This window comes from Massilia sp. DD77 (genome assembly GCF_036961685.1).
Classification (GTDB): domain Bacteria; phylum Pseudomonadota; class Gammaproteobacteria; order Burkholderiales; family Burkholderiaceae_D; genus Telluria.
Window position 1 is genome coordinate 121,430 of record NZ_JBAMDH010000008.1, and the last position, 21,212, is coordinate 142,641.

The following is a 21,212-nucleotide window of genomic DNA, read 5'->3' on the forward strand; positions in this document are numbered from 1 at the left end:
GGCGCGCGTTTTGCCCCTTCCCAGAGTGAAAAAATGTCGAAAAAGACTTGCATGAACAGTAAAACGCCACCAATATAAGCCGTGCGTTAAATTGCGCAACTTTCCAATGTGTCCGTTTTAGGAGGCTCGAAGATGGCAACAGCCAAAAAATCCACTGCAGCACCAGCCAAGAAAGCCGCTGCCAAGCCGGCTGCAGCGGCCAAGCCCGCAGCCAAGAAGGCAGCAGCTCCAGCAGCAGCCAAGCCGGCCGCGGCCCGCAAGCCGAATGCCGCTTTCATGAAAGAGATGACTCCGTCGTCCACCCTGGCCGCCGTCGTGGGCGACAAGCCGCTGCCACGTACCGAAGTGACCAAGAAAGTCTGGGACTACATCAAGTCCAAGGACCTGCAGGACGCATCGAACCGCCGCATGATCAACGCCGACGACAAGCTGAAGGCTGTCTTCGGTGGCAAGGCCCAGGTCTCGATGTTCGAGATGACCAAGCTGATTTCGGATCACCTGAAATAAGCGCTGGCTGGCTGTCCAGCACTGTACGAGCAAGAAGGCCCCGGTTGATGCCGGGGCTTTTTGTTTTGGGGTGGCTGTTCACCGAAACTTGGGTCCCCGCCTTCGCGGGGATGACGTTGATTGAGTGAGCGGGAAGACGAGCGCAGCAACTTCGGACACGCTCTTTAGCACGTCATTCCCGCCACTGGCGACAATGACTCCCCGCGCAGGCGGGGACCCAAGTTTGCGTGCGGGCCACGAACTACAACCCCGCCGCCGCCTTCATCAAGTGAAACACCTTCGTATTCTCCATGGTCCCCTTGAACGGCGCCGACCCCGCACCCGCCGCATAAAGCTTCACATCCCCGCCCCCATGCGATTCGTACTCCGTGCGCACGCCGGTCTCGCGCAGGTAGTCGTCGCTCAAGGCCGTCTTGCTGTCCACATCGGCCCGCACATCCGGCCGGTTCGGCCCGTTCCCGAACACCAAGGTGGTAAAGGTCTTCCCGTCCGCGTCCTTCTTCGGCTCGCCGCTGGCGTAGTCGCGCACCACGTCCAGCACCGGGTTGCCGCGCTTCGGATAACCATTCAAGACCATCGTGTGGTCATGGTCCGCCGTCACCACGATCAGGGTGTTCTCCAGCCCCGGATCGATGGCGCGCATGCGGTCCAGCGCGGTCTGGATCGCTTCGTCGAAGGCCACCGTCTCGGCCAGCGCGTCCTTGGGCCGCGTGTCGTGCAGCGCGTGGTCGATCTTGCCGCCTTCGACCATCAGGAAGAAGCCGTCCGGATCCTTTGAGAGCAGCTCGATCGCCTTGGTCGTCATCTCGGCCAGGGTCGGCTGCCCGGGACGGCGCTTGAGCGAATAATCGAGGTGGTCGCTGGCGCTGTAGATGCCGACGAACTTGCGGCCCACGCGCGCCGACATCATGTCCGCGCGCGTGCCGGCCACGAAGTAGCCCTGGGCCGCGAACTCCTTCATCAGGTCGCGTCCGTCCGGCCGGCCGTCGGGGTTGCCGGCGCCGCGCGGGGTGAAGTGGGCGCGCCCTCCTCCCATCAGCACGTCGACGCCGTCGCCCAGGGCCGCGTTGTAGCCGGCGCCGCCCGGCACGATCTGCTGGGCGATCGTGTACACGGCGTCGCGGTGGCAGGCGTGCGAGAAGGTCGAGGCGGGCGTGGCGTGGGTCAGCTCGGTCGTGGTGACCGCGCCGACCGCCTTGCCGCGCGCCTTGGCTAACTCGAGGATGGTCGGCGCCGCCGCGCCGTTGCCGGCGCCGCAGCGGTCCACGCCGTCCTTGGTCGGATCGATGGCGCGCGCATCCTTCATCGAGATCACGTCGTTGTTGATCTTGATGCCGGTCATGTAGGCGCCCATCGAGGGCGCGCTGTCGGTGGTCTGGAAGTCGTTGGAATAGGTCTTGATGCGCGCGGTGCGCTCCAGCCGTTCGAAGTTGAGCAGGCTGTCCTCGCCGCCCTTGTAGATGCGGGCGGCGGTGATCGTGGTTGGGCCCATGCCGTCGCCCAGGAAGAAGATGATGTTCTTCGCCTGCGGTGCGGCCGCGGCCTGCGAGGCAAGGAGGCTGGCGGCCAGCAGCAAGGGAAGGCGTCGTAGGTTCATGGTGGCTCCTTGGCTTACAGACCGGCGGCGGTCTTGATCAGGCTGAAGACGCGGGTGTTGTCGATGGTCCCGCGGAACAGTTCGGACCCGGCGCCCGCGGCGCCCAGGAAAACATCGGTGCCGCCGTGGGTCTCGGCCCCCGTGCGGGTGCGGATCACGGCTTCCTGGTGGTAGTCGTCGCGCGTCACGATCTCGTCGGTGAGCGGCCCCTGCCTGGCGCGGCTGCCGGCGACGCGGTTCTCGCCGGTGCCGAAGCCGATGACGGTGTAGGGCATGCCGTCCTTGTCCAGCTTGGGCTTGCCGTCCAGGCCGCGCACCAGGCCCAGCACGCCCGGATTGGTGGGCGTGGTCTTTCCGGTGCGGACCGTGTAGCCGTTCAGCAGCAGGGTATGGTCATGGTCGGCGGTGGCCACGATCAGGGTGTTCTTCAGGCCCGGGTCGATGGCCTGCATGCGGTCGATGGCGGCCTGCAGCGCATCGTTGTAGACCACGGTTTCCTGCAGCGCGCGCTTGGCCAGGGTGGCGTGCAGGCCATGGTCGATCAGGCCGCTCTCGACCATCAGGAAGAAGCCGTTCGGGTTCGGGGCCAGCAGGTCGATGGCCTTGCGCGTCATCTGCGGCAGGTCCGGCTGGACCATCGGATTACGGAGCTCGTTGTAGGCCAGGTGGTTCTGCGCGAACAAGCCGATGGCCGGCTGGCCCGGCGCCAGGGCGTTGAACTGCGCGGTGTCGCGCGCGACGCGCCAACCCTGGGCGCTCAGTTCGCCCAGCAGGTCGCGCTTGTCGGCGCGCTTGCCGCCGGCGGAGAATGGCAGGAAGAATTGTGCGCCGCCGCCGAATATCACATCGAGGCCGCGCGCGCCGAGCGCCTCGTTGTAGCCGGCGCCGCCCGGCACCAGCGCGGCCGCGATGTCGGTCTCGAGCTTGCGGTGGCAGGCGTGGGCATAGGTGGCGGCCGGCGTGGCGTCGGTGACGCTGGTGGTGGTGACCACGCCGAGCGCCATGCCGCGCCGCCTGGCCAGTTCCAGCAGGGTGTCGACCTTGCGGCCGGTGCTGCAGCGGCTGACCAGGTTGTTGCCGTTGGCGTCAGGGCCGGGGGCGATCGAGACGGTGTCGGCCGACATCGAGATCACGCCGTTGTTCTGCTTCACGCCGGTCATGTAGGCCGCCATGGAAGCGGCGCTGTCGGTGACCTGGGCGTTGTTGGAGAAGGTCTTGACGAAAGCCGATTCGGGCAGCTGGTCGATGGCCAGTTCGCCGTCTTCGCCGACGGCGTAGATGCGGGCGGCGGTGAGGGTGTTGATGCCCATGCCGTCGCCGAGGAAGAAGATCACGTTCTTCGCGCGTTCGGCGGGGGCGCTGGAGGACTGGAGCGGAGTCGTTGCGGGCGGCGTGGCTGCGCAGCCGGCGAGCACGGCCAGCAGGGCCGCGGTGGCGAGAGTGGTCGGTCGCATAGGCACCTCACGGGGGAAAGCGGTGAGTCTACACTGTGCGCGGGGGAGATGGCGGGATGATATGTTGTGGGTTTGTATAGAGAGCGGACCGCAGCCCCGTTTGAATTGTTAGCCTATAAACCGTCATACGCGCCACTGGCGCCTACGACTTCCGGCCTTCGCCGGAACGACGGGCTAACACTGGGAATGACTTTCCGGTCCGCTTACGCTGTCGGCTTGAACTCCCACTTCTTCCAGGCCGCGAACACCGCATTCGGATACTGCGGCTTGCCCCGGCTGCCGTTATACCGGCCCAGCGCCAGGTACAAGTCGCCCTTCTCCATGTCGATGTACATGCGCAGGATCGAGCACCCGTAGCGCAGGTTGGTCTGCATGTGGAACAGCTTGCGCCGGTCGCCGTCGCCGATCACCTTGGTCCAGAACGGCATCACCTGCATGTAGCCGCGCGCGCCGGCAATCGAGATGGCGTACTTGCGGTAGGCCGATTCGACCTGGATCAAGCCCAGCACCATGGCCGGATCGAGCCCGGCGCGGGTCGATTCGTACCACACGCTCTCGAGGAATTCGGTACGCGAGAAAGGATCGGGGATGCGCTTGGCCAGGCGCCGCGACATCTCGTCGAACCATTGCTGGTAGCGCTGGCGCGCGGCCTCGCTGCGCAGCACCGGCTTGGGCGGGCGCGCGTCGGCGATGGCGTTGGCCAGCGCCAGGCGCACCGAGTCGGCCATTGCCTCTTCCTTCTGGTTGCCGGCGTGCGCCGCCCCGCCGAACCCGAGCGACAACCCGAGTCCGGCCGCGAGCAGCAGCCCTCCGATCCAGGAGGCAGGCAGGAACCGCTTCACTTGCCCAGCTTGTCCTTGATGAAGCCGACCATGCCGTCCACCGGCACGCTGGTCGCCTCCGCGTCGCGGCGGCCCTGGTATTCCAGGTTGCCTTCCTTGAGGCCGCGCTCGCCGATCACCACGCGGTGCGGCACGCCGATCAGTTCCCAGTCGGCGAACATCGCGCCCGGACGCAGGCCGCGGTCGTCGACGATCACGTCCACGCCGGCCGCCTGCAGGTCGGCGTACAGCTTCTCGGTCTGCTCCTTGACCATCTCGCTGCGGTCCAGGCCCATCGGGCACAGCACCAGCTCGAAGGGCGCGATAGCGTCCGGCCAGACGATGCCCTTGTCGTCGAAGTTCTGCTCGATCGCCGCGCCCAGGATACGTGTCACGCCGATGCCGTAGCAGCCCATCTGCAGCGGGACCGGCTTGCCGCCTTCGTCCAGGTAGGTCGCGCCCATGGCTTGCGAATAGGCGGTGCCGAGCTGGAACACGTGGCCCACCTCGATGCCGCGCTCGATCGCCAGCACGCCCTTGCCGTCCGGCGACGCATCGCCTTCCACCACGTTGCGCAGGTCGGCCACGACCGGCTCCGGCACGTCGCGGCCCCAGTTGGCGCCGGTGTAGTGGTAATCCGCTTCGTTGGCGCCGCAGACGAAGTCGGCCATGTTGGCGACGGTGCGGTCGGCCACGACCTTGACCGGGGCCTTGGTGTTGATCGGACCCAGGTAGCCCGGCACGGTGCCGTAGGCTTCCAGGATCTCGGCTTCGGTCGAGAAGCGGAAGTCCTTCAGGCCGTCGACCTTGCTGACCTTGATCTCGTTGAGTTCATGGTCGGCGCGCAGCAGCAGCAGCCAGTACTGCTTCCGGCCTTCGTTCTCGACGGTCAGGGCGATGCTCTTGACGTGGTGCTGGAGCGGGATGCTCAGCAGCTCGGCGACGGCTTCGCACTTGGTCTTGCCCGGGGTCGAGGTCTTGGTCAGTTCCTGGGTGGCCGCGCCGCGTTCGCCCAGGGCCAGCGCTTCGGCGGCCTCGATATTGGCCGCGAAATCCGAGCTCGGGCAGTACACCAGCGCGTCTTCGCCGGTGCTGGCGATGACGTGGAATTCATGCGAACCGGTGCCGCCGATGGCGCCGTTGTCGGCCGCCACCGCGCGGAACTTCAGGCCGAAGCGATTGAAGATGCGCGTGTAGGCGTCGAACATGGTCTGGTAGGACACCTGCATGCCTTCGACATCGCGGTCGAAGGAGTAGGCGTCCTTCATCGTGAACTCGCGGCCGCGCATCAGGCCGAAGCGCGGGCGGCGCTCGTCGCGGAACTTGGTCTGGATGTGGTAGAAGTTGATCGGCAGCTGGCGGTAGGACTTGAGCTCGCTGCGCACGACGTCGGTGACGACTTCTTCCGAGGTCGGCTGGATGGCGTAGTCGCGGCCGTGACGGTCTTTGACGCGCATCAGTTCCGGGCCCATCTTGTCCCAGCGGCCGGTTTCCTGCCACAGTTCGGCCGGCTGCACGACCGGCATCAGGAGTTCGATCGCGCCCGCACGGTTCATTTCTTCGCGGATGATGTTTTCGACCTTGCGGATGATGCGCAGGCCCATCGGCATATAGGTGTAAATACCGGAGCCCAGGCGCTTGATCATCCCGGCGCGCATCATCAGCTGGTGGCTGACGATCTCGGCATCGGAAGGCGCTTCTTTAAGAGTTGAAATAAAAAATCGTGAGGCGCGCATATCGGTGAATTCTTTTTAAAAAGAGAGAGTTATAATCGACCTTAATTTTAAAGGATTAGCCGGCTGATGCGTCCAAACTTTCTACAAATGGGTCCAAGACAGGCAGCGCCTGCCGCGCAAGCGGTGCGGACTCTCCAAGGACGCCGTATTTGTAGGTAAAAACATAAGGGACGTACGGCCGGCAGAAAGTTTCGAGGTGCACTTATGCTCGATCGTGAAGGGTTTCGCCCCAACGTCGGCATCATCCTGCTTAACGCCAACAATGAGGTGTGGTGGGGCAAGCGGGTGCGCGAGCACTCGTGGCAGTTTCCGCAAGGGGGTATCAAATACGGTGAGACGCCGGAACAGGCGATGTACCGCGAGCTGGAGGAAGAAATCGGCTTACGGCAGGAACATGTCAAGATCATTGGCCGCACCCGCGACTGGCTGCGCTACGAAGTGCCCGACCACTTCATCAAGCGCGAGATCCGCGGGCATTACCGCGGCCAGAAGCAGATCTGGTTCCTGCTGCGCATGGTGGCGCGCGATAACGACGTCAACCTGCGCCTGACCGACCATCCCGAGTTCGACGCCTGGCGCTGGCATGACTACTGGGTGCCGCTGGACGTGGTGATCGAGTTCAAGCGCGACGTCTACCAGCGTGCGCTGCAGGAACTGTCGCGCTTCATCACCTGGCCGAAGGGTGGACACGGCCCGCAGGGCGAGCGCCGTCACACGGCGCGCTACCTGCGCCAGCCGCGCTCGCAGTCGGGCAGCAAGCCGGCCCAGGCGGCCACCACCACTGGCGCGCCGGCGCTGGCGACGCCGGGCGCCGCGGAAACGCTGGTGCTGGCGCCGAACAAGTAGGCGGCCGACCTAGTCCGGCATCCGGCAGGAGGAGCGCAAGGCTTCTCCTGCACCTTCCCTTCCCTGTGCGCGCCTGCGCAGGACCGATCATGCGCAAATCATTGCAATAATGGCAATCTTCGGCGGTACAATGCGCCGGTGAATGCCTTCCTCTCCGCGCCCTGCTGTCTTCCACCATCCTTTCCACCGCCTGGCCGGCCTCCGCCGCCGAACCCGAGCCCAAACGCTGCCGGTACCTGAATCTCGCAAGCTTGCCGGTACGCTACAGCGGCCCGGGGCTGGAAATTACCACCGAGGGCAGGATCGAAGGCAAGCCCGCCAGTTTGCTGGTCGACACCGGCGCCTGGGAAACCGTACTCACCCGTACCGGGGCCACGCGCGGCGGCCTGAAGCGCGACGCGCCCGGGGTCGAACGTGCCTGTGGCTGGACGTGGCCGACAGCCGCAGCGGGCAGGCCGAACTGCGACAACAGGAGTTGCTGGCCGCCTTCGCAGGCGGCGAGGACGACTGGCCCCGGCCCATCGCCGCTTTCCTTTTTGGCAAGCTGAGCGAGGAAAAGCTGCCGGCGCAGGCGCGCGCGGACGGCAAGCAGGCGCGCGCCCGGGTCTGCCGGTCCTGGGACCACATCGCCGGGCGCCACGCCATCGACGGCAAGCTAGAGGGAGAACAGGAGGCGCGGGCACAGCAGCGCCAGGCGTGCGGGACGGCGAACGCGAACGGGTGAGGCGCGCTACAATGCCGGCTCCCCCTTTTTCGCACTCTCCCAGCCATGTTCACCCCGTCTTCGCACGACGTGCGCCGTTTCTTTTGCGACGCCCTCCACAAGCACCGCAAGGGCGAGATCCTGACCCCGATGGACGCCATCGCGGCCGACTGGATCGCCCAGCATCCCGAATACCACGCCGAACTGGAGGACGTGGAGGAAGCGATCGCGCGCGACTACTCGGTCGAGGGCGGTAAGCCGAATCCCTTCCTGCACCTGTCGATGCACCTGTCGATCGTCGAGCAGGTCTCGATCGACCAGCCGCGCGGCATCAAGGCCGCGCACGATGCCCTGGTGGCCAAGCGCGGCGAGCACGAGGCGCACCACGAGATCATGGAATGCCTGGGCGAGATGATCTGGACCTCGCAGCGCAACGGCCTTCCGCCCGACACCGACAGCTACGTCGAGTGCGTGCGCCGACGCGCCTTCGCTTAAGAAAGTTTATCGTCGGCCACGTGGTAGCGCGGGTCTTCCAGCACATTCACTTCCACCATGTCGCGGGCCTTGTCCAGCAGTTCCCGGCAGTCCGGGCTCAGGTGGCGCAGGTGCAGGCGCTTGCCCAGCTGGCGGTAGCGCTCGGCCAGCGCGTCGATGGCCTGGATCGCCGAATGGTCGGCCACGCGCGCGCGGCGGAATTCGATCACCACGTCCCGCGGGTCGTCCTTCGGCGTGAACAGCTGCTGGAAGTTGGTCACCGACGCAAAGAACAGCGTGCCTTCCAGCTCGTAGATTTTCCAGCCCTGCGCGTCGACGACGGCGCCCGCCCTCACCTGCTTCGCATGCTGCCAGGCGAACACCAGGGCCGAGACGACCACGCCGGCCAGCACCGCCACCGCCAGGTCGTAGGCCAGGGTGATGCCGGCCACCAGCACGATCACCAGGGCATCCGCGCGCGGCACCTTGCCGAACAAGCGGAAGGTGCCCCATTCGAAGGTCTTCTCGCACACCACGAACATCACGCCGATCAGGGCCGCCAGCGGGATCTGCTCGATCCAGCTGGAGCCGACCAGGATGAAGGACAGCAGGAACAGCGAGGCCGCGATGCCCGACAGGCGCCCGGTGGCGCCGCTGTTCACGTTGATCATGCTCTGGCCGATCAGGGCGCAGCCGCCCATGCCGCCGAACAGGCCGGTGACGACGTTCGCCGCGCCCAGGGCCAGGCTTTCGCGGTTGGGCTGGCCGCGGGTGTCGGTGATCTCGTCGACCAGGGTCAGGGTCAGCAGCGACTCGATCAGGCCGACACCGGCCATCACCAGCGCATACGGAAAGACGATGCCCAGGGTCTGCCAGGTGAAAGGAACCGCGGGCAGCGCGAAGGACGGCAGGCCGCCGGCGATCGAGCCCAGGTCGCCCACGGTCTTGGTCTCGACGCCCAGCAGCGCGCAACCGGCGGTGGCGGCGAGGATGCCGACCAGGGTGGAGGGCACGGCCCTGGTGAGGCGCGGCGTGATATAGATGACGGCCATGGTCGCGGCGGCCACGCCCAGCATCGTGGCCAGGGCGGCGCCTTCCATCCATCGCGGCGCGCCATCGGGGCCGGGCGTCTTGAAGTGCCCGAACTGGGCGATGAAGATCACCAGCGCCAGGCCGTTGACGAAGCCGAGCATCACCGGATGCGGCACCATGCGGATGAACTTGCCCAGCCGGGCCGCCGCGAACAGCAGTTGCAGCACGCCCATCAGGACCACCGCCGCGAACAAGTACTGCGCACCATGCTGGACCACCAGCGCCACCATCACCACCGCCAGCGAACCGGCGGCGGCCGAGATCATGCCGGGGCGGCCGCCAAAGGCGGAGGTGATCAGGGCGACCAGCACCGCCGCGTACAGGCCGGTCAGCGGCGAGACGTGGGCGACCAGGGCGAAGGCGATGGCTTCGGGGACCAGGGCCAGGGCGACGGTCAGGCCGCTGAGCAGGTTGGTTTTGAGTTGGGTGGGGGACACGGGGACTCCAGGGTTCGGGGGCGTGCGGAGGCTGGTGGTGTGCTGGCGAACTTGGGTCCCCGCCTGCGCGGGGAGTCATTGCCGCCAGTGGCGGGAGTGACGGATCAAACCCTGGTAGTTAGCGTTTGCGCTCGTAGTTAGCTTCAAGACCGTCATCCCCGCGCAGGCGGGGACCCAAGTTTGCATGCAGCTCCGCAGCCCCCGCAGCAAAAGGCCCGTATCTTACCAGCTCCTAGCGCGGCGCCAGCCCGCCCAGGAAGGCCAGGTAATCGCGCGCCACCCGCTCCTCGCGCTCCAGGGTCGGCAGGTGTCCCACCCCGGGCAGGACGATCACCTGCGCCCGCGGCAGCAAGCGCCCCAGCGCCGCCGCGCCGGATACATCCAGCACGCGGTCGCGCTCTCCCCATACGACCAGCGCCGGCGCCTTGACGTCGCGCACCGCTTCGCCCAGCGACCGGTCGCGATGCACGTCCAGGTAGATCCGCTCGTGCACCTGCTGGCGCCGCAGCGATTCCTGCGCCAGCACATCCCGGACGAAGCGCGGCATGAAGGGCGGATCCGCCATCACCAGCTGGAACAACTGGTCGAACTCGTCCTCATCCCTGGCCATCAGCACATTGGAGCCGCCGGCCGCCACGGCCCTGGCCAGTTCGCTCGGCCTGGCCCCCGGCACGCCGTTCGGCGCCAGCAGCCAGAGGCTGCGCGTTTCAGCGGGATACAGCGCGGCGTAGTGCAGCGCGATCTGTCCGCCCATCGAGCTGCCGCCCAGGTGCGCGCCGCCGGCGCCGAGCGCTTGCATGAAGGCGTGCAGCCTGCGCGCCTGCGCAGCCGGCGTGTAGTCGGCGTCGAGCGGATGCGCCGTCTCGCCGAAACCGAGCAGGTCCGGCACGATGACGCGGTAGCGATCCGTGAGGAAGCGCCCGACGCGCGTGAAATGGTCCTTGTTGCCGCGGAAGCCGTGCAGCAGCAGCAAAGCTTCGCCCTGCCCGCCCTCCAGGTAGACCATGCGCTGCCCGTCGGGCAGGACGAGCTCCTTGCGCTCCAACCCGGAGCGTGCCCGGTCGAGGCTGAAGATGGCCTCGGTCACCGGCACCGGTGCGAGGAAGACCGCGGCGGCGCCGGCGGCAAGCAGCGTCAGGACGATGATCAGGAGGGGACGCAAGCGCTTCATGGCTTCATGCCTGGTGAATGGACCGTATAAATGAAAAACCCCTCCAGTGGAGGGGTTCGCGGTGCGGCCGGCGGCGGCTTATTTGCTGGTCACCAGCTGCGTCGGCAGGCTGGCCAGGTAGGCGCCGATATCGGCCATGTCCTGGTTCGACAGCGGCTGCACCTGGCCCGCCATGATCGGGTTCACGCGGCCGTTGGCGCCGGCGCCGCGCTTGTAGGCGCGCAGGGCTTGGGTCAGGTAGTCCGCGTGCTGGCCGGCCAGTTTCGGATAGGTCGGGTCGATCGGCTTGTTGTAGTCGGCGCCATGGCAGGCGGCGCAGTTGTACTTCTTGGCCAGGGCCTCGCCCTTGGCCACGTCGGCCGCGGAGGCACTCACACAGAATGCGCCGGCGACCAGCGCGAAAATCAGTTTTTTCATGGCTGTCCTTATCGCTTGGCGGTGTCCGGGGTCTGCTGGGCGTAATAGGCCGCCACGTCGGCGATGTCCTGGTCGCTCATGGACGAGGCGATGCCGACCATCGAAGGATGCTTGCGGTCGCCCTTGCGGTAGGCCTTCAGGGCGGACTCGATGTACTTGGCGGATTGGCCGCCGATCTTGGGAACATGGTAGACCTCGGGGAAGGCGGTCTTGTAGCCGCCGGCGATGCCGTGGCAGCCAATGCACATCTCGATCTTGCTGCGTGCGGACTTCGGGTCTCCGACGACGTCCGCTGCCGCGGCGGTGCTGGCGCACGCGGCCAGTACCAATACTGCTACAGTGTTTTTCATGGTGTGGCTCGTTAGTTGTAATTCGAATACCGCAGACGCACAAAAAGTTAGCAAATGGTCCACCAACCTGTCGATTCTATCTGAAGAGTTGGCACCAGTCTACAAAGCATGTGTACCGTCACCGCCCCCGTTCTGGCATATACTCGGCTTCATTTCATTCTTATTTGCCATCCGCGATGCAAGCTTCCCAACGCTTCGAAGGCAGCGACAACTATGTCGCCACCGCCGACCTGAAACTGGCGGTCAACGCCGCCCTCACGCTCGGGCGCCCGCTCCTGATCAAGGGCGAACCCGGTACCGGCAAGACCATGCTGGCCGAAGAAGTGGCGGCCGCGCTCGACATGCCGCTCATGCAGTGGCACGTGAAGTCGACCACCAAGGCGCAGCAAGGCCTGTACGAGTACGACGCGGTGTCGCGCCTGCGCGACTCGCAGCTGGGCGACGAGCGCGTGCGCGACATTCACAACTACATCGTCAAGGGTGTGCTGTGGCAGGCCTTCACCGCGCCGGAACCGGTGGTGCTCCTGATCGACGAGATCGACAAGGCCGACATCGAGTTCCCGAACGACCTGCTGCGCGAACTGGACCGCATGGAGTTCTACGTCTACGAGACGCGCGAGATGGTGGTGGCCAAGCACCGCCCGCTGGTGATCATCACCTCGAACAACGAAAAGGAGCTGCCGGACGCTTTCCTGCGCCGCTGCTTCTTCCATTACATCAAATTCCCCGACCGCGAGACGATGGCCGACATCGTCAAGGTCCACTTCCCGACCCTGAAGCAGGACCTGCTGGCCGCGGCCCTGCAGTCCTTCTACCAGCTGCGCGACGTGGCCGGCATCAAGAAGAAGCCCTCGACCTCGGAATTCCTCGACTGGCTCAAGCTGCTGCTGGCCGAGGACATCCCGGCCGAGGCCTTGCGCAGCCAGGACGCCAAGACCGTGGTGCCGCCCCTGGCCGGCGCCCTGCTGAAGAACGAACAGGACGTGCACCTGTTCGAGCGCCTGGTGTACATGGCGAGGACCAACCGATGATACGCGTTGCACCGGTCACGCTGGAATTCAACGGCGTGCGCCTGGAGCCGCTGGCCATGTACCACGCTGAGGCGCTGCGCGCCGCCGCCAGCGACGGCGAACTGTGGACCCTGCGCGTCACCAGCGTGCCGGAACCCCACGACACCGAGCAATACATCGCCACGGCGCAGGACACGCGCAACCGCCTGGCCTTCGCCGTCATCGACGCCGCCTCCGGCGCCGTGATCGGCACCACCAGCTACCACGACATCATGGCCGACATCGGCCGGGTCGAGATCGGCTACACCTGGTATGCCAAGCGGGCGCAGCGCACCCACGTGAACACCAGCTGCAAGCTGCTGCTGATGTCGCACGCCTTCGATACCCTCGGCTGCGGCGTGGTGGGTTGGCGCACCGATTGCGAGAACTTCGCCTCGCAGGCCGCCATCGAGCGCCTGGGCGCGCACAAGGACGGCGTGCTGCGCCACCACCACATGCGGCGCGACGGCACGGTGCGCGACACCGTCATGTACAGCGTGCTGCGCGCCGAATGGCCCGCTATCAAGTCGAAGCTGCACGCGCGCCTGGCCAGCCACGCAGGGTAGGTTCATGCTGATCGATTTCTTCTACGTCCTGCGCGACGCCAAGGTGCCGGTCACGATCAAGGAGTTCCTGACCCTCCTCGAGGCCATGCAGGAACAGGTCATCGCTCCCTCGCTCGACGAGTTCTATTACCTGGCGCGCCTGACCCTGGTGAAGGACGAGGCCCACTTCGACAAGTTCGACCGTGCTTTCGGCGCCTATTTCAAGGGCGTGAACGCGGTGTTCGACGAGAAGGCCGAGATTCCGCTCGACTGGCTGATCAAGCGCTTCGAGCGCGAGCTGACGCCCGAGCAGAAGGCGCAACTGGAAAAGCTCGGCTACGACAAGCTGCAGCAGCGCCTGGAAGAACTGCTGAAGGAGCAGAAGGAGCGCCACGAGGGCGGCAACAAGTGGATCGGCACCGGCGGCACCTCGCCCTTCGGCCACGGCGGCACCAATCCCGAGGGCATCCGCATCGGCGGCCAGGGGCGCAACCGCTCCGCCGTCAAGGTCTGGGAGCAGCGCAGCTACCGCGACTACGACGACGAGCGCGAACTCGGCACGCGCAACATCAAGGTGGCCCTGCGCCGCCTGCGCCGCTTCGCGCGCAGCGGGGCGGCCGACGAGCTGGCGCTGGACGACACCATCCGCGCCACCGCCAGCAACGCCGGCTACCTCGACATCCGCATGCAGCCCGAGCGCAAGAACCGCATCAAGGTGGTGATGCTGCTCGACGTCGGCGGCTCGATGGACGACCACATCGAGCGGGTCGAGGACTTGTTCTCGGCCTCGAAGAGCGAATTCAAGAACATGGAGTTCTATTACTTCCACAACTGCGTCTACGACTACCTGTGGAAGAACAACCGGCGCCGCCACAGCGAGCGCTTCCCGACCTGGGACGTGCTGCGCAAGTATCCCGCCGATACCCGCGTGATCTTCGTCGGCGACGCCACCATGAGCCCCTACGAGGTGCTGGCGCCGGGCGGCTCGGTCGAGTACAACAACGACGAAGCCGGCGCCGCCTGGCTGGCGCGCTTCACCAGCGCGTTCCCCAAGTTCGCCTGGCTCAACCCCGAGCCGGAGAACCTGTGGCAGTACCGGCAATCGATCGCGGTGATCCGCCAGATCATGAACAACCGCATGTTCCCGATTACCCTCGAAGGGCTGGAACGGGCGATGCGCTTACTGAGCAAATAGCTCAGCAAATAAGACCAATCCTACGCGCAATCGTGCGCGCGGCTCTCCTTGTAAAATTGGCAAAACCGTAGGGTCGGCGGGTTCCCCGCCGACGCGTCGACTGGTGTCGGCGCCGATTGCGTACGGGATGATCTTGCTGCCACCAACCACCGGTGCGCCGGCCGCCGCGTCGGCGGCGAAGCCGCCAACCCTACGGGAGACCGCATGCCTGACCTGCTGTCCGTGTTGACAAGCCTTGCGTGGCCGCTCGCCATGGCGCTTGCCTGGCTGGCCGGCGAATTCGGCCAGCGCTGGACCGGCCTGCCGCGCATCAGTTTCTATGGCCTGGCCGGCTTCGCGCTGGCCGCGCCGCAGGTCGGCGTACTGCCCGCGCCCGACGGCGGCGCCATCTCGCTGCTGGCCGACCTGGCCTTCGGCCTGATCCTGTTCGAACTCGGCTACCGCATCAACCTGCGCTGGCTGCGCATCAATCCCTGGCTCGGCGTGGCCGGCCTGGCCGAGGCCGGGCTCACTTTCGTCGCCGTCTACCTGATCGCGATCGCCTTCGGCAGCGCCGAGATCACGGCCCTGATGATGGCCGCGCTGTCGATGGGGACCTCGCCGGCCACCGTGGTCCGCATCGTCAACGAGCAGCGCAGTTCGGGCCAGATGACCGAGCGCGTGCTGCACCTGTCGGCCCAGAACTGCGTGCTGGCGGTATTCGCCTTCAACGCCATCGTCGGCTACTGGATCTTCCGCACCTACGAAGCGGTGCCGGAAGCGCTGTGGCAAAGCACGGTGATGCTGGCCGGCTCGATCCTGCTGGGCGCGCTATTGGGCATCGCGGTGCCGGCCCTGCTGCGCGCCATCCGCAACCCGCGCCACGACGCCACCGTCGCCTTCGCCCTGGCCGTGGTGCTGCTGGTGGCGATCTGCGACGTGGCCGCGCTGTCGCCGGTGGTGGCTTCGCTGGCCTTCGGCCTGGCCGCGCGCCACCGCCGCATCGCCTTCAGCCAGGCGCAGCGCAACTTCGGGCCGCTGGGCGAGCTGCTTACGGTGCTGCTGTTCGTGTATGCCGCGTCCACCCTGAACTGGCGCACGGTGCTCGAGGGCAGCACCCTGGCGGCGGTCGTGGTGCTGGTGCGCATGCTGACCAAGACCGCGGGCGTGACCGCCTTCGCCCACCTGTCGGGCATCTCCTGGCGCAAGGGCGCGCTCACCGGCCTGGGCCTGGCGCCGCTATCGGTGTTCGTGATCCTGCTGCTCGAGCACGCGCGCCATGCGGGCGTCACCGTCGTGGAAGAGTTGCGCGCGATGGCGGCGGTGACCATGCTGCTCGAGGTCTTCGGCCCGATCATCATCCAGCGCGCCCTGGTCTGGGCGCGCGAAGCACCGGAGCCCAGCCATGCCGCTTGAAGCCTTCGCCTCGTCCCAGCCGCTGACCTTCGGCGTCGAACTCGAGCTGCAGCTGGTCAGCCTGTCCGACTTCGACCTGACGGCGGCCAGCCCCGACCTGCTGCACCTGCTGAACCGCAAGCCCTTCCCGGGCAATGTCACGCCCGAGATCACCGAGAGCATGATCGAGATTAACTCGAGCGTGCAGACCGCCTACGCGCCGCTGCTGGCCGAGCTGATCGACATCCGCGACACCCTGGTGGCGGCCAGCGACACGCTCAACATCGGCATCGCCGGCGGCGGCACCCATCCCTTCCAGCACTGGTCGGAGCAGAAGATCTCGGCCAAGCCGCGCTACGAATACCTGTCGCAACTGTACGGCTACCTGGCCAAGCAGTTCACGGTGTTCGGCCAGCACGTCCACATCGGCTGCGCCAACGGCGACGACGCCCTGTTCCTGCTGCATGCGCTGGGACGCTACATCCCCCACTTCATCGCGCTCTCGAGCTCCTCGCCCTTCGTGCAGGGCCACGACAGCGGCTTCGATTCGGCGCGCCTGAACTCGGTGTTCGCCTTCCCCATGAGCGGGCGCGCACCCTTCATGCTGTCCTGGCAGGAGTTCAACGAGGTCTTCTTCGCCAAGATGGAACGCACGAAGATCATTAAAAGCATGAAGGATTTCTACTGGGACCTGCGGCCCAAGCCCGAGTACGGCACCATCGAGCTGCGCGTGTGCGACACGCCGCTGACGGTGGAGCGCGCCGCCGCCCTGGCCGGCTACCTGCAGGCGCTGTGCCGCCACCTGCTGGAGCGCAAAGAAGAAGCGCCGGTGGAGGACGATTACCTGGTCTATAACTACAACCGCTTCCAGGCCTGCCGCTTCGGACTGGACGGGACCGTCACGCTGCCCAAGACCTACGACAACGTCTCGCTGCGCGAGGACATCCTGGCGACACTGGAGAAGATGGTGCCGCATGCGGAGGCGCTGGGGAGCATGGATGCGCTGGCGCACCTGGCGGCGGCGGCCAGGGAGGGCAGCGACGCGATGTGGCTGCGGCGCTACTACGAGCGCGATGGCAGCGTGGAGGCGATGGTGAATGCGGCGATCGGGCGGTTCAGGGGCGAGCGGCGGTTCCGCTAACGGCACCGTTTGATGCTCGCAATCCGCGTAGGGTTGGCGGCTATGCCGCCGACGCGGTGGTAGTTGGAAGCAAGATCATCCGGCGACATCGGCGCCGCCAGTAATCGCCGCGTCTGCGGCGGAGCCGCCAACCCTACCGATGCGCTGCCTGTGAATCCTGCGGCGCCTCATCCCTTTCGTGCAGGCCGTAGTCACGCATGACGGCCGCCACGCGCAGCCGGTAATCCCGGAACATCCCACCCCTGCCCGCCGCCTGCGCCGCACGGTGCGCCTCGAGCGTCCGCCAGCGCTTGACCGCCTCCTCGTCGCGCCAGAACGACAGCGACAGGATCCGTCCGGGGCGCGTCAGCGACTCGAAGCGCTCGATCGACACGAAGCCGTCGATACGTTCCAGCGCTTCCCGCAGGCGCGCCGCGATGTCGAGATAGGCCTGGCGCTGCGCCGGCTCCGGTTCGACTTCAAAAATCACCGCGATCATGCCAGCCTCCCGGTCGCAAAGTTCCTTCGACGCCCTCGGTGAAGGTGCGCTGTTCGCGCAGGATGAAGCGCTGCTCCTGCGCCAGCGCGAAGTTGGCGCGCGCTTCCTCGTCCGTCTTCAAGCGTGCGCGGTAGGCCTCGTAGGCGGCCAGGCTGTCGAAGGCGATCAGTCCCCAGGCCTCGTCGTTAGTGCCCTCATGCGGCAGGAAGTAGCCGAGCAGGTCGCCGCCGCAGCGGGGAATGATGCGCCCCCAGTTCTCGGCATAGCGGCGGAATTGCTCCTTCTTGAAGGGATCGATCTGGTAGCGGATGAAGCAGGTGATGCGCATGGCGGCTCCTCGTGGTGAAAGCACCACTCTAGTCCTTTGCCCCCACGCGATGCTTCGGCTAAGATCGAAGCATGAGGGACGGACCAAACATCACCGCCATCGCCGCCTTGATCGGCGACCACGCCCGCGCGCAGGTCCTGAACCTGCTCATGTCGGGCAAGGCGCTCACCGCGACCGAACTGGCCGACGCGGCCGGCGTCACGCGCCAGACCATCAGCACCCACCTGGCCAAGCTGGTCGATGCCGGCTTGCTGGCGGTCGAGGCCCAGGGCCGCCACCGCTATTTCCGCATCGCCGATGCCGAGGTGGCGCAGATGCTGGAGTCGCTGATGGGCGTGGCCTTCGGCGTCGGCTCGCTGCCGCTCCAGCCCGGCCCGCGCGAACCGGCCCTGCGCAAGGCGCGCGTCTGCTACGACCACTTGGCGGGCGAACTGGGCGTGCTGGTCTACGAGCGCCTGGCCGCGCGCGGCGCCTTCGGTATCGGAGCGGACGGCATCGTGCTGACCGACACAGGCCAGGAACTGGCGAACGCCCTCGGCATCGAGCCCGCCGCCCTGGCAAAGGGAAAACGGCCTGTCTGCCGCACCTGCCTCGACTGGAGCGAACGGCGCCACCACCTGGCCGGCCTGCTCGGCGGCGCCATCCTGGACCGCTGCGAGCAGCTGGGCTGGGCCCGGCGCCTGCCGCAGACGCGGGTCATGGCCTTCAGTCCCGAAGGCGAAGCCGCGCTGCGCGCCTGGCTCGGCTAGGCACGCGGCCCAAGAATCAAGCTTATGCCCTTAGCTCGTCGTACGCGCCACTGGCGCCTGCGACTTCCCGCGCAGGCGGAACACAAGTTCGTTGCAGGCTACTACGGCCTGTCGCGATTACTCACGCAAAATTGGGTTCCCGCCGACGCGGGAAGGACGATGTTCAGGTACGTGAAATTATCCCAGACGCCAGTGCGCCTCCGCCGGGCCGACGGTCCTTCTGCTAACGGTGAAACCTTGATAGCTGCTAACCGGCAACCACAGCGGCCTTGCCCGGCCACGCCCCTTTCATGAAGCGCGCCAGCAGCGGCGTCTTGGCCGGCGGCGGCAGCCTGGCGTCGACCACGGCGGCCCATTTCTCGGTCAGCTGCTCGCAGGTGGCGCGCAGCACCGGATCGATTTCCGGCAGGCGCGCCAGCGCGCACAGATGGCGCTCGATCACCGAGGCCAGCTTGACACAGGGCGGCTCGCCCGCCTCGCGCGCCGTGTAATGCGACATCAGGTGCAACAGGGATGCGACCAGCAGCGCGTCCTGGCTGCGCCCCGTCCGCGCCGGGGACAAGGCGTCGTCTGCAAAGGAAAGATTCATGCAAGCCTCTCTGTGGGAAAACATTGCCGACCAATTTGATGAGAATGATTCTCATTCAAATAAAGACTGAACGCAAGCGTTTTCGAGCAGTGGAGGAAGATTTACAGCCGGGTTTCACGGGCGGCGCGCAGGAATTCGTCCAGCACGGGCGTGCAGTCCAGCAGCTCGATGCCGCCGGCGCGGTGGAATTCAGGGTGCCATTGCAGACCCATGACGAAGTCGGCGCGGCGGTAGCGGATCGCTTCGACGATGCCGTCCGGTTCGGAATAGGCTTCGACCAGGATGTCGCGCCCCAGTTCCTTGACGGCCTGGTGGTGGATCGAGTTCACCACCGCCTTCTTCACGTTCGGGAACATGCGCGACAGCGAAGACCCCTGGGGAAAGACGATGTCGTGGCGGTGGGCGTCGTAGAGGTCGTGCACGTGGGCCAGCGCCTCCGGCACATTGGTCGCCACGTCCTGGTAAAGGGTGCCGCCGAAGGCCACGTTGATCAGCTGGCAGCCGCGGCATACGCCCAGCACCGGCTTGCCGGCGTCGACGAATTCGTGCAGCAGCTCGAGCTCGTAGACGTCGCGCGCGCGGTCGCCCGACCACTCGGGCCGCGTCGGCGTCTCGGAATAAGTCTGCGGCGCCACGTCGGCGCCGCCCTGCAGCACCAGCCCGTCCAGGTGGCGCGCGTAATGGCGCAGGGTGATATTGCTCGGGTGTAGCAAGCCGTTGGTATTGACCGTTGGGATCATGAACACGAGCACGTCGCGCGACATCACCCACTGGGCAATCGATTCCTCGAGGTATTGCAGGTTCTTGCTGAGCAGGCCGCGCGCCCCGGGTTCCGGATGGAAGATGCGGGCCGAGACGCCGATGTGCAGGGTGCGCTGCATGAAGTCGCGGTTGAAGCGCTCGCGCAAGGCGCGGAAGCGCGAGCTCAGCACCCGCCCCGCCAGCGCCAGCGGCGTGTCGCCGTCGCGCTGGTAGCGGGCCCGGCCGCCACGCCCGGGCGCTTCGGTGGCGCGCCGGTCGGGAATGCGCACCGGCGTGTCCGGATCCTTCTGGATCGGTGGACCGCCTTCGTCGTCGTCCTGCTTGTGCATGTGTTCCGCCATAGCCATCAATATAACGTCGCAACGGCCGCGCACGATTTATTGTTGTGAAAATTTCATCGCTCCTGGCAAGCTACGTCGCGAAATCGCAGCTTGCGGGATTTCGCATTTCGGTTAATACTGTATGCAATTACAGTGGTTTTGGCGCCGGCAGTGCCAGGAGCTTCTGGAAGGTAGCAACGAGATGGCGGTCCGCCACCGGTTTGTCGAGCAGGCCGCGCACGCCCGCATCACGGGCGCGCAGGCTGTCGTACTTGAAGGACTGCCCCACCAGGAAGAGCACGGCGGTACGTCCGGCGCCCTGCTGGGACTTGATGGCGCTGCTCAGGCTATAGGGCTCGATACCGGGCGCGCAGGTGTTGATCATGACCAGCGAGACCGGCGTTTCGTCGCACAGCCGCACGGCGGCGCGGCTGCTGTCGGTCCATTCGACTGGTCGGCCGCAGCCGCACAGGCCGGCCCCGGTCAGGCCGTTCTGGCTGGCGACGGCGCTGAGCTTGGCGCCGACCACGTAGGCGACGTGGTCGCGGAAGGCCCCGCCCTTGTCGATGATCAGGACGGCGCCGTCGGGCGGCCCCTGGCGCATGCGCTGGTAGGTTTCCGGGGCGTCGCTGTCCGGTTCCAGCCTGGGTCTACGGCGGCGCTCCGGCAGGCTGCATTCGCCGCGCGCGGCCAGTGCAGCCTGTGCCTGTACCCGTGCATCGAGCAGTTCGGCCAGCGTATCGCACAGGCGGGCGCGGTCGATGGGACGCGGCAAGGTGCGCCGGCTGCTGGCGCCGTCGCCGCCGATCAGGAGGATGGGTTGCAGTGCGCCGGGCGGCAGGCAGGACAGGCGGGCCAGGGCGGCGGGGTTGCCGCCGTCGGCGATATACAGATCGGGTTCTTGCAAACTGTCGTCGTGCAGGCAAAAATAGGATGGCCCCAGCTCCGGCGTTTGCGCGAGCAGGGTCTCCAGCTGCGCGCTTTCAGCCGGCGCGAATCCGACCAGACGGACGGTGAATGGATACCTGGACACGTGCATCGGAACGACCCTTCCATTTGCATCTGCCAATTCTGTTT

General features: G+C 66.4%; 23 protein-coding genes. 10 read left to right on the plus strand and 13 right to left on the minus strand.

Translation table 11 applies throughout. The annotated features are described in order from the left end of the window. Positions 1-132 precede the first annotated feature (132 nt). The gene (locus V7778_RS06440; RefSeq protein WP_211521195.1) at positions 133-507 is read left to right on the plus strand and encodes an SWIB/MDM2 domain-containing protein; all 375 of its coding nucleotides are present in this window, start codon (positions 133-135) and stop codon (positions 505-507) included. Positions 508-748: 241 nt separating this feature from the next. Here the strand turns inward: V7778_RS06440 and V7778_RS06445 are convergent, their stop codons facing one another. From V7778_RS06445 to V7778_RS06460, 4 genes are all read right to left on the minus strand, one after another. Further along, a complete protein-coding gene (locus V7778_RS06445) occupies positions 749-2,104 on the minus strand; it encodes an alkaline phosphatase (protein WP_335552924.1) in 1,356 nt (451 codons plus the stop codon). A 14-nt stretch (positions 2,105-2,118) separates the two neighbouring features. After that, on the minus strand, positions 2,119-3,558 hold the full coding sequence (locus V7778_RS06450) for an alkaline phosphatase (protein WP_335552927.1): 1,440 nt from the start codon (positions 3,556-3,558) through the stop codon (positions 2,119-2,121). Between the two features lie 203 nt (positions 3,559-3,761). Then, entirely contained in the window at positions 3,762-4,400 is a 639-nt protein-coding gene (locus V7778_RS06455) for a lytic transglycosylase domain-containing protein (protein WP_442920702.1), read from the minus strand. Further along, the gene (locus V7778_RS06460; RefSeq protein WP_335552928.1) at positions 4,397-6,115 is read right to left on the minus strand and encodes a proline--tRNA ligase; all 1,719 of its coding nucleotides are present in this window, start codon (positions 6,113-6,115) and stop codon (positions 4,397-4,399) included. Before V7778_RS06460 ends, V7778_RS06455 begins: the two co-directional genes overlap by 4 nt. 204 nt (positions 6,116-6,319) lie before the next feature. Here V7778_RS06460 and V7778_RS06465 point away from each other — a divergent pair, with 204 nt between their 5' ends. The 3 genes from V7778_RS06465 to V7778_RS06475 all read left to right on the plus strand — a co-directional run bounded on the left by V7778_RS06465 (position 6,320) and on the right by V7778_RS06475 (position 8,159). After that, positions 6,320-6,961, plus strand: coding sequence for an RNA pyrophosphohydrolase (locus tag V7778_RS06465; protein ID WP_335552930.1), 642 nt, complete (start codon positions 6,320-6,322; stop codon positions 6,959-6,961). Between the two features lie 430 nt (positions 6,962-7,391). Continuing rightward, complete coding sequence (locus tag V7778_RS06470) at positions 7,392-7,685, plus strand: hypothetical protein (protein WP_335552931.1); 294 nt, start codon at positions 7,392-7,394, stop codon at positions 7,683-7,685. Between the two features lie 45 nt (positions 7,686-7,730). After that, positions 7,731-8,159 (plus strand): DUF1841 family protein, encoded by a 429-nt coding sequence (locus V7778_RS06475; protein ID WP_335552933.1) that lies wholly within the window; start codon positions 7,731-7,733, stop codon positions 8,157-8,159. Here the strand turns inward: V7778_RS06475 and V7778_RS06480 are convergent. The 4 genes from V7778_RS06480 to V7778_RS06495 form a co-directional block, all read right to left on the minus strand. After that, positions 8,156-9,667: a SulP family inorganic anion transporter gene (locus V7778_RS06480; protein ID WP_335552934.1), complete on the minus strand. Its 1,512-nt coding sequence runs from the start codon at positions 9,665-9,667 to the stop codon at positions 8,156-8,158. The two genes, V7778_RS06475 and V7778_RS06480, sit on opposite strands and share 4 nt — an antisense overlap. Before the next feature lie 232 nt (positions 9,668-9,899). Continuing rightward, positions 9,900-10,838, minus strand: a complete 939-nt coding sequence (locus V7778_RS06485; RefSeq protein ID WP_335552936.1) for an alpha/beta fold hydrolase — start codon at positions 10,836-10,838, stop codon at positions 9,900-9,902. A gap of 78 nt (positions 10,839-10,916) precedes the next feature. Continuing rightward, on the minus strand, positions 10,917-11,255 hold the full coding sequence (locus tag V7778_RS06490) for a c-type cytochrome (RefSeq protein ID WP_335552938.1): 339 nt from the start codon (positions 11,253-11,255) through the stop codon (positions 10,917-10,919). A gap of 8 nt (positions 11,256-11,263) precedes the next feature. Beyond that, a complete protein-coding gene (locus tag V7778_RS06495) occupies positions 11,264-11,605 on the minus strand; it encodes a c-type cytochrome (RefSeq protein WP_335552940.1) in 342 nt (113 codons plus the stop codon). 176 nt (positions 11,606-11,781) lie between these two features. Here V7778_RS06495 and V7778_RS06500 point away from each other — a divergent pair, with 176 nt between their 5' ends. The 5 genes from V7778_RS06500 to V7778_RS06520 all read left to right on the plus strand — a co-directional run bounded on the left by V7778_RS06500 (position 11,782) and on the right by V7778_RS06520 (position 16,909). Further along, entirely contained in the window at positions 11,782-12,636 is an 855-nt protein-coding gene (locus V7778_RS06500; RefSeq protein WP_335552942.1) for an AAA family ATPase, read from the plus strand. After that, positions 12,633-13,220 carry a GNAT family N-acetyltransferase gene (locus V7778_RS06505; RefSeq protein WP_335552944.1) on the plus strand — a complete coding sequence of 196 codons (588 nt, stop codon included), beginning with the start codon at positions 12,633-12,635 and terminating at the stop codon, positions 13,218-13,220. Before V7778_RS06500 ends, V7778_RS06505 begins: the two co-directional genes overlap by 4 nt. 4 nt (positions 13,221-13,224) lie before the next feature. Further along, on the plus strand, positions 13,225-14,394 hold the full coding sequence (locus tag V7778_RS06510; protein ID WP_335552946.1) for a vWA domain-containing protein: 1,170 nt from the start codon (positions 13,225-13,227) through the stop codon (positions 14,392-14,394). 204 nt (positions 14,395-14,598) lie between these two features. Then, complete coding sequence (locus V7778_RS06515; RefSeq protein WP_335552948.1) at positions 14,599-15,789, plus strand: cation:proton antiporter; 1,191 nt, start codon at positions 14,599-14,601, stop codon at positions 15,787-15,789. Beyond that, entirely contained in the window at positions 15,779-16,909 is a 1,131-nt protein-coding gene (locus V7778_RS06520; protein WP_335552950.1) for a YbdK family carboxylate-amine ligase, read from the plus strand. The genes V7778_RS06515 and V7778_RS06520 overlap by 11 nt, the downstream gene beginning before the upstream one ends. 133 nt (positions 16,910-17,042) lie before the next feature. Here the strand turns inward: V7778_RS06520 and V7778_RS06525 are convergent, their stop codons facing one another. After that, positions 17,043-17,387, minus strand: coding sequence for an antibiotic biosynthesis monooxygenase family protein (locus V7778_RS06525; protein ID WP_335552952.1), 345 nt, complete (start codon positions 17,385-17,387; stop codon positions 17,043-17,045). Beyond that, positions 17,368-17,715 (minus strand): NIPSNAP family protein, encoded by a 348-nt coding sequence (locus V7778_RS06530; protein WP_335552955.1) that lies wholly within the window; start codon positions 17,713-17,715, stop codon positions 17,368-17,370. The genes V7778_RS06525 and V7778_RS06530 overlap by 20 nt, the downstream gene beginning before the upstream one ends. Positions 17,716-17,786: 71 nt before the next feature. Between V7778_RS06530 and V7778_RS06535 the strand changes: the two genes are divergently transcribed. Then, on the plus strand, positions 17,787-18,464 hold the full coding sequence (locus V7778_RS06535) for an ArsR/SmtB family transcription factor (protein WP_335552957.1): 678 nt from the start codon (positions 17,787-17,789) through the stop codon (positions 18,462-18,464). Between the two features lie 247 nt (positions 18,465-18,711). On the opposite strand, the gene V7778_RS06540 is transcribed toward V7778_RS06535, so the two are convergent. The 3 genes from V7778_RS06540 to V7778_RS06550 form a co-directional block, all read right to left on the minus strand. Then, positions 18,712-19,053 carry a hypothetical protein gene (locus V7778_RS06540; protein ID WP_335552959.1) on the minus strand — a complete coding sequence of 114 codons (342 nt, stop codon included), beginning with the start codon at positions 19,051-19,053 and terminating at the stop codon, positions 18,712-18,714. A gap of 101 nt (positions 19,054-19,154) precedes the next feature. Further along, entirely contained in the window at positions 19,155-20,144 is a 990-nt protein-coding gene (locus V7778_RS06545) for a gamma-glutamyl-gamma-aminobutyrate hydrolase family protein (protein WP_335552960.1), read from the minus strand. Positions 20,145-20,283: 139 nt separating this feature from the next. After that, positions 20,284-21,174 (minus strand): response regulator, encoded by an 891-nt coding sequence (locus V7778_RS06550; RefSeq protein WP_335552963.1) that lies wholly within the window; start codon positions 21,172-21,174, stop codon positions 20,284-20,286. Positions 21,175-21,212 lie beyond the last annotated feature (38 nt).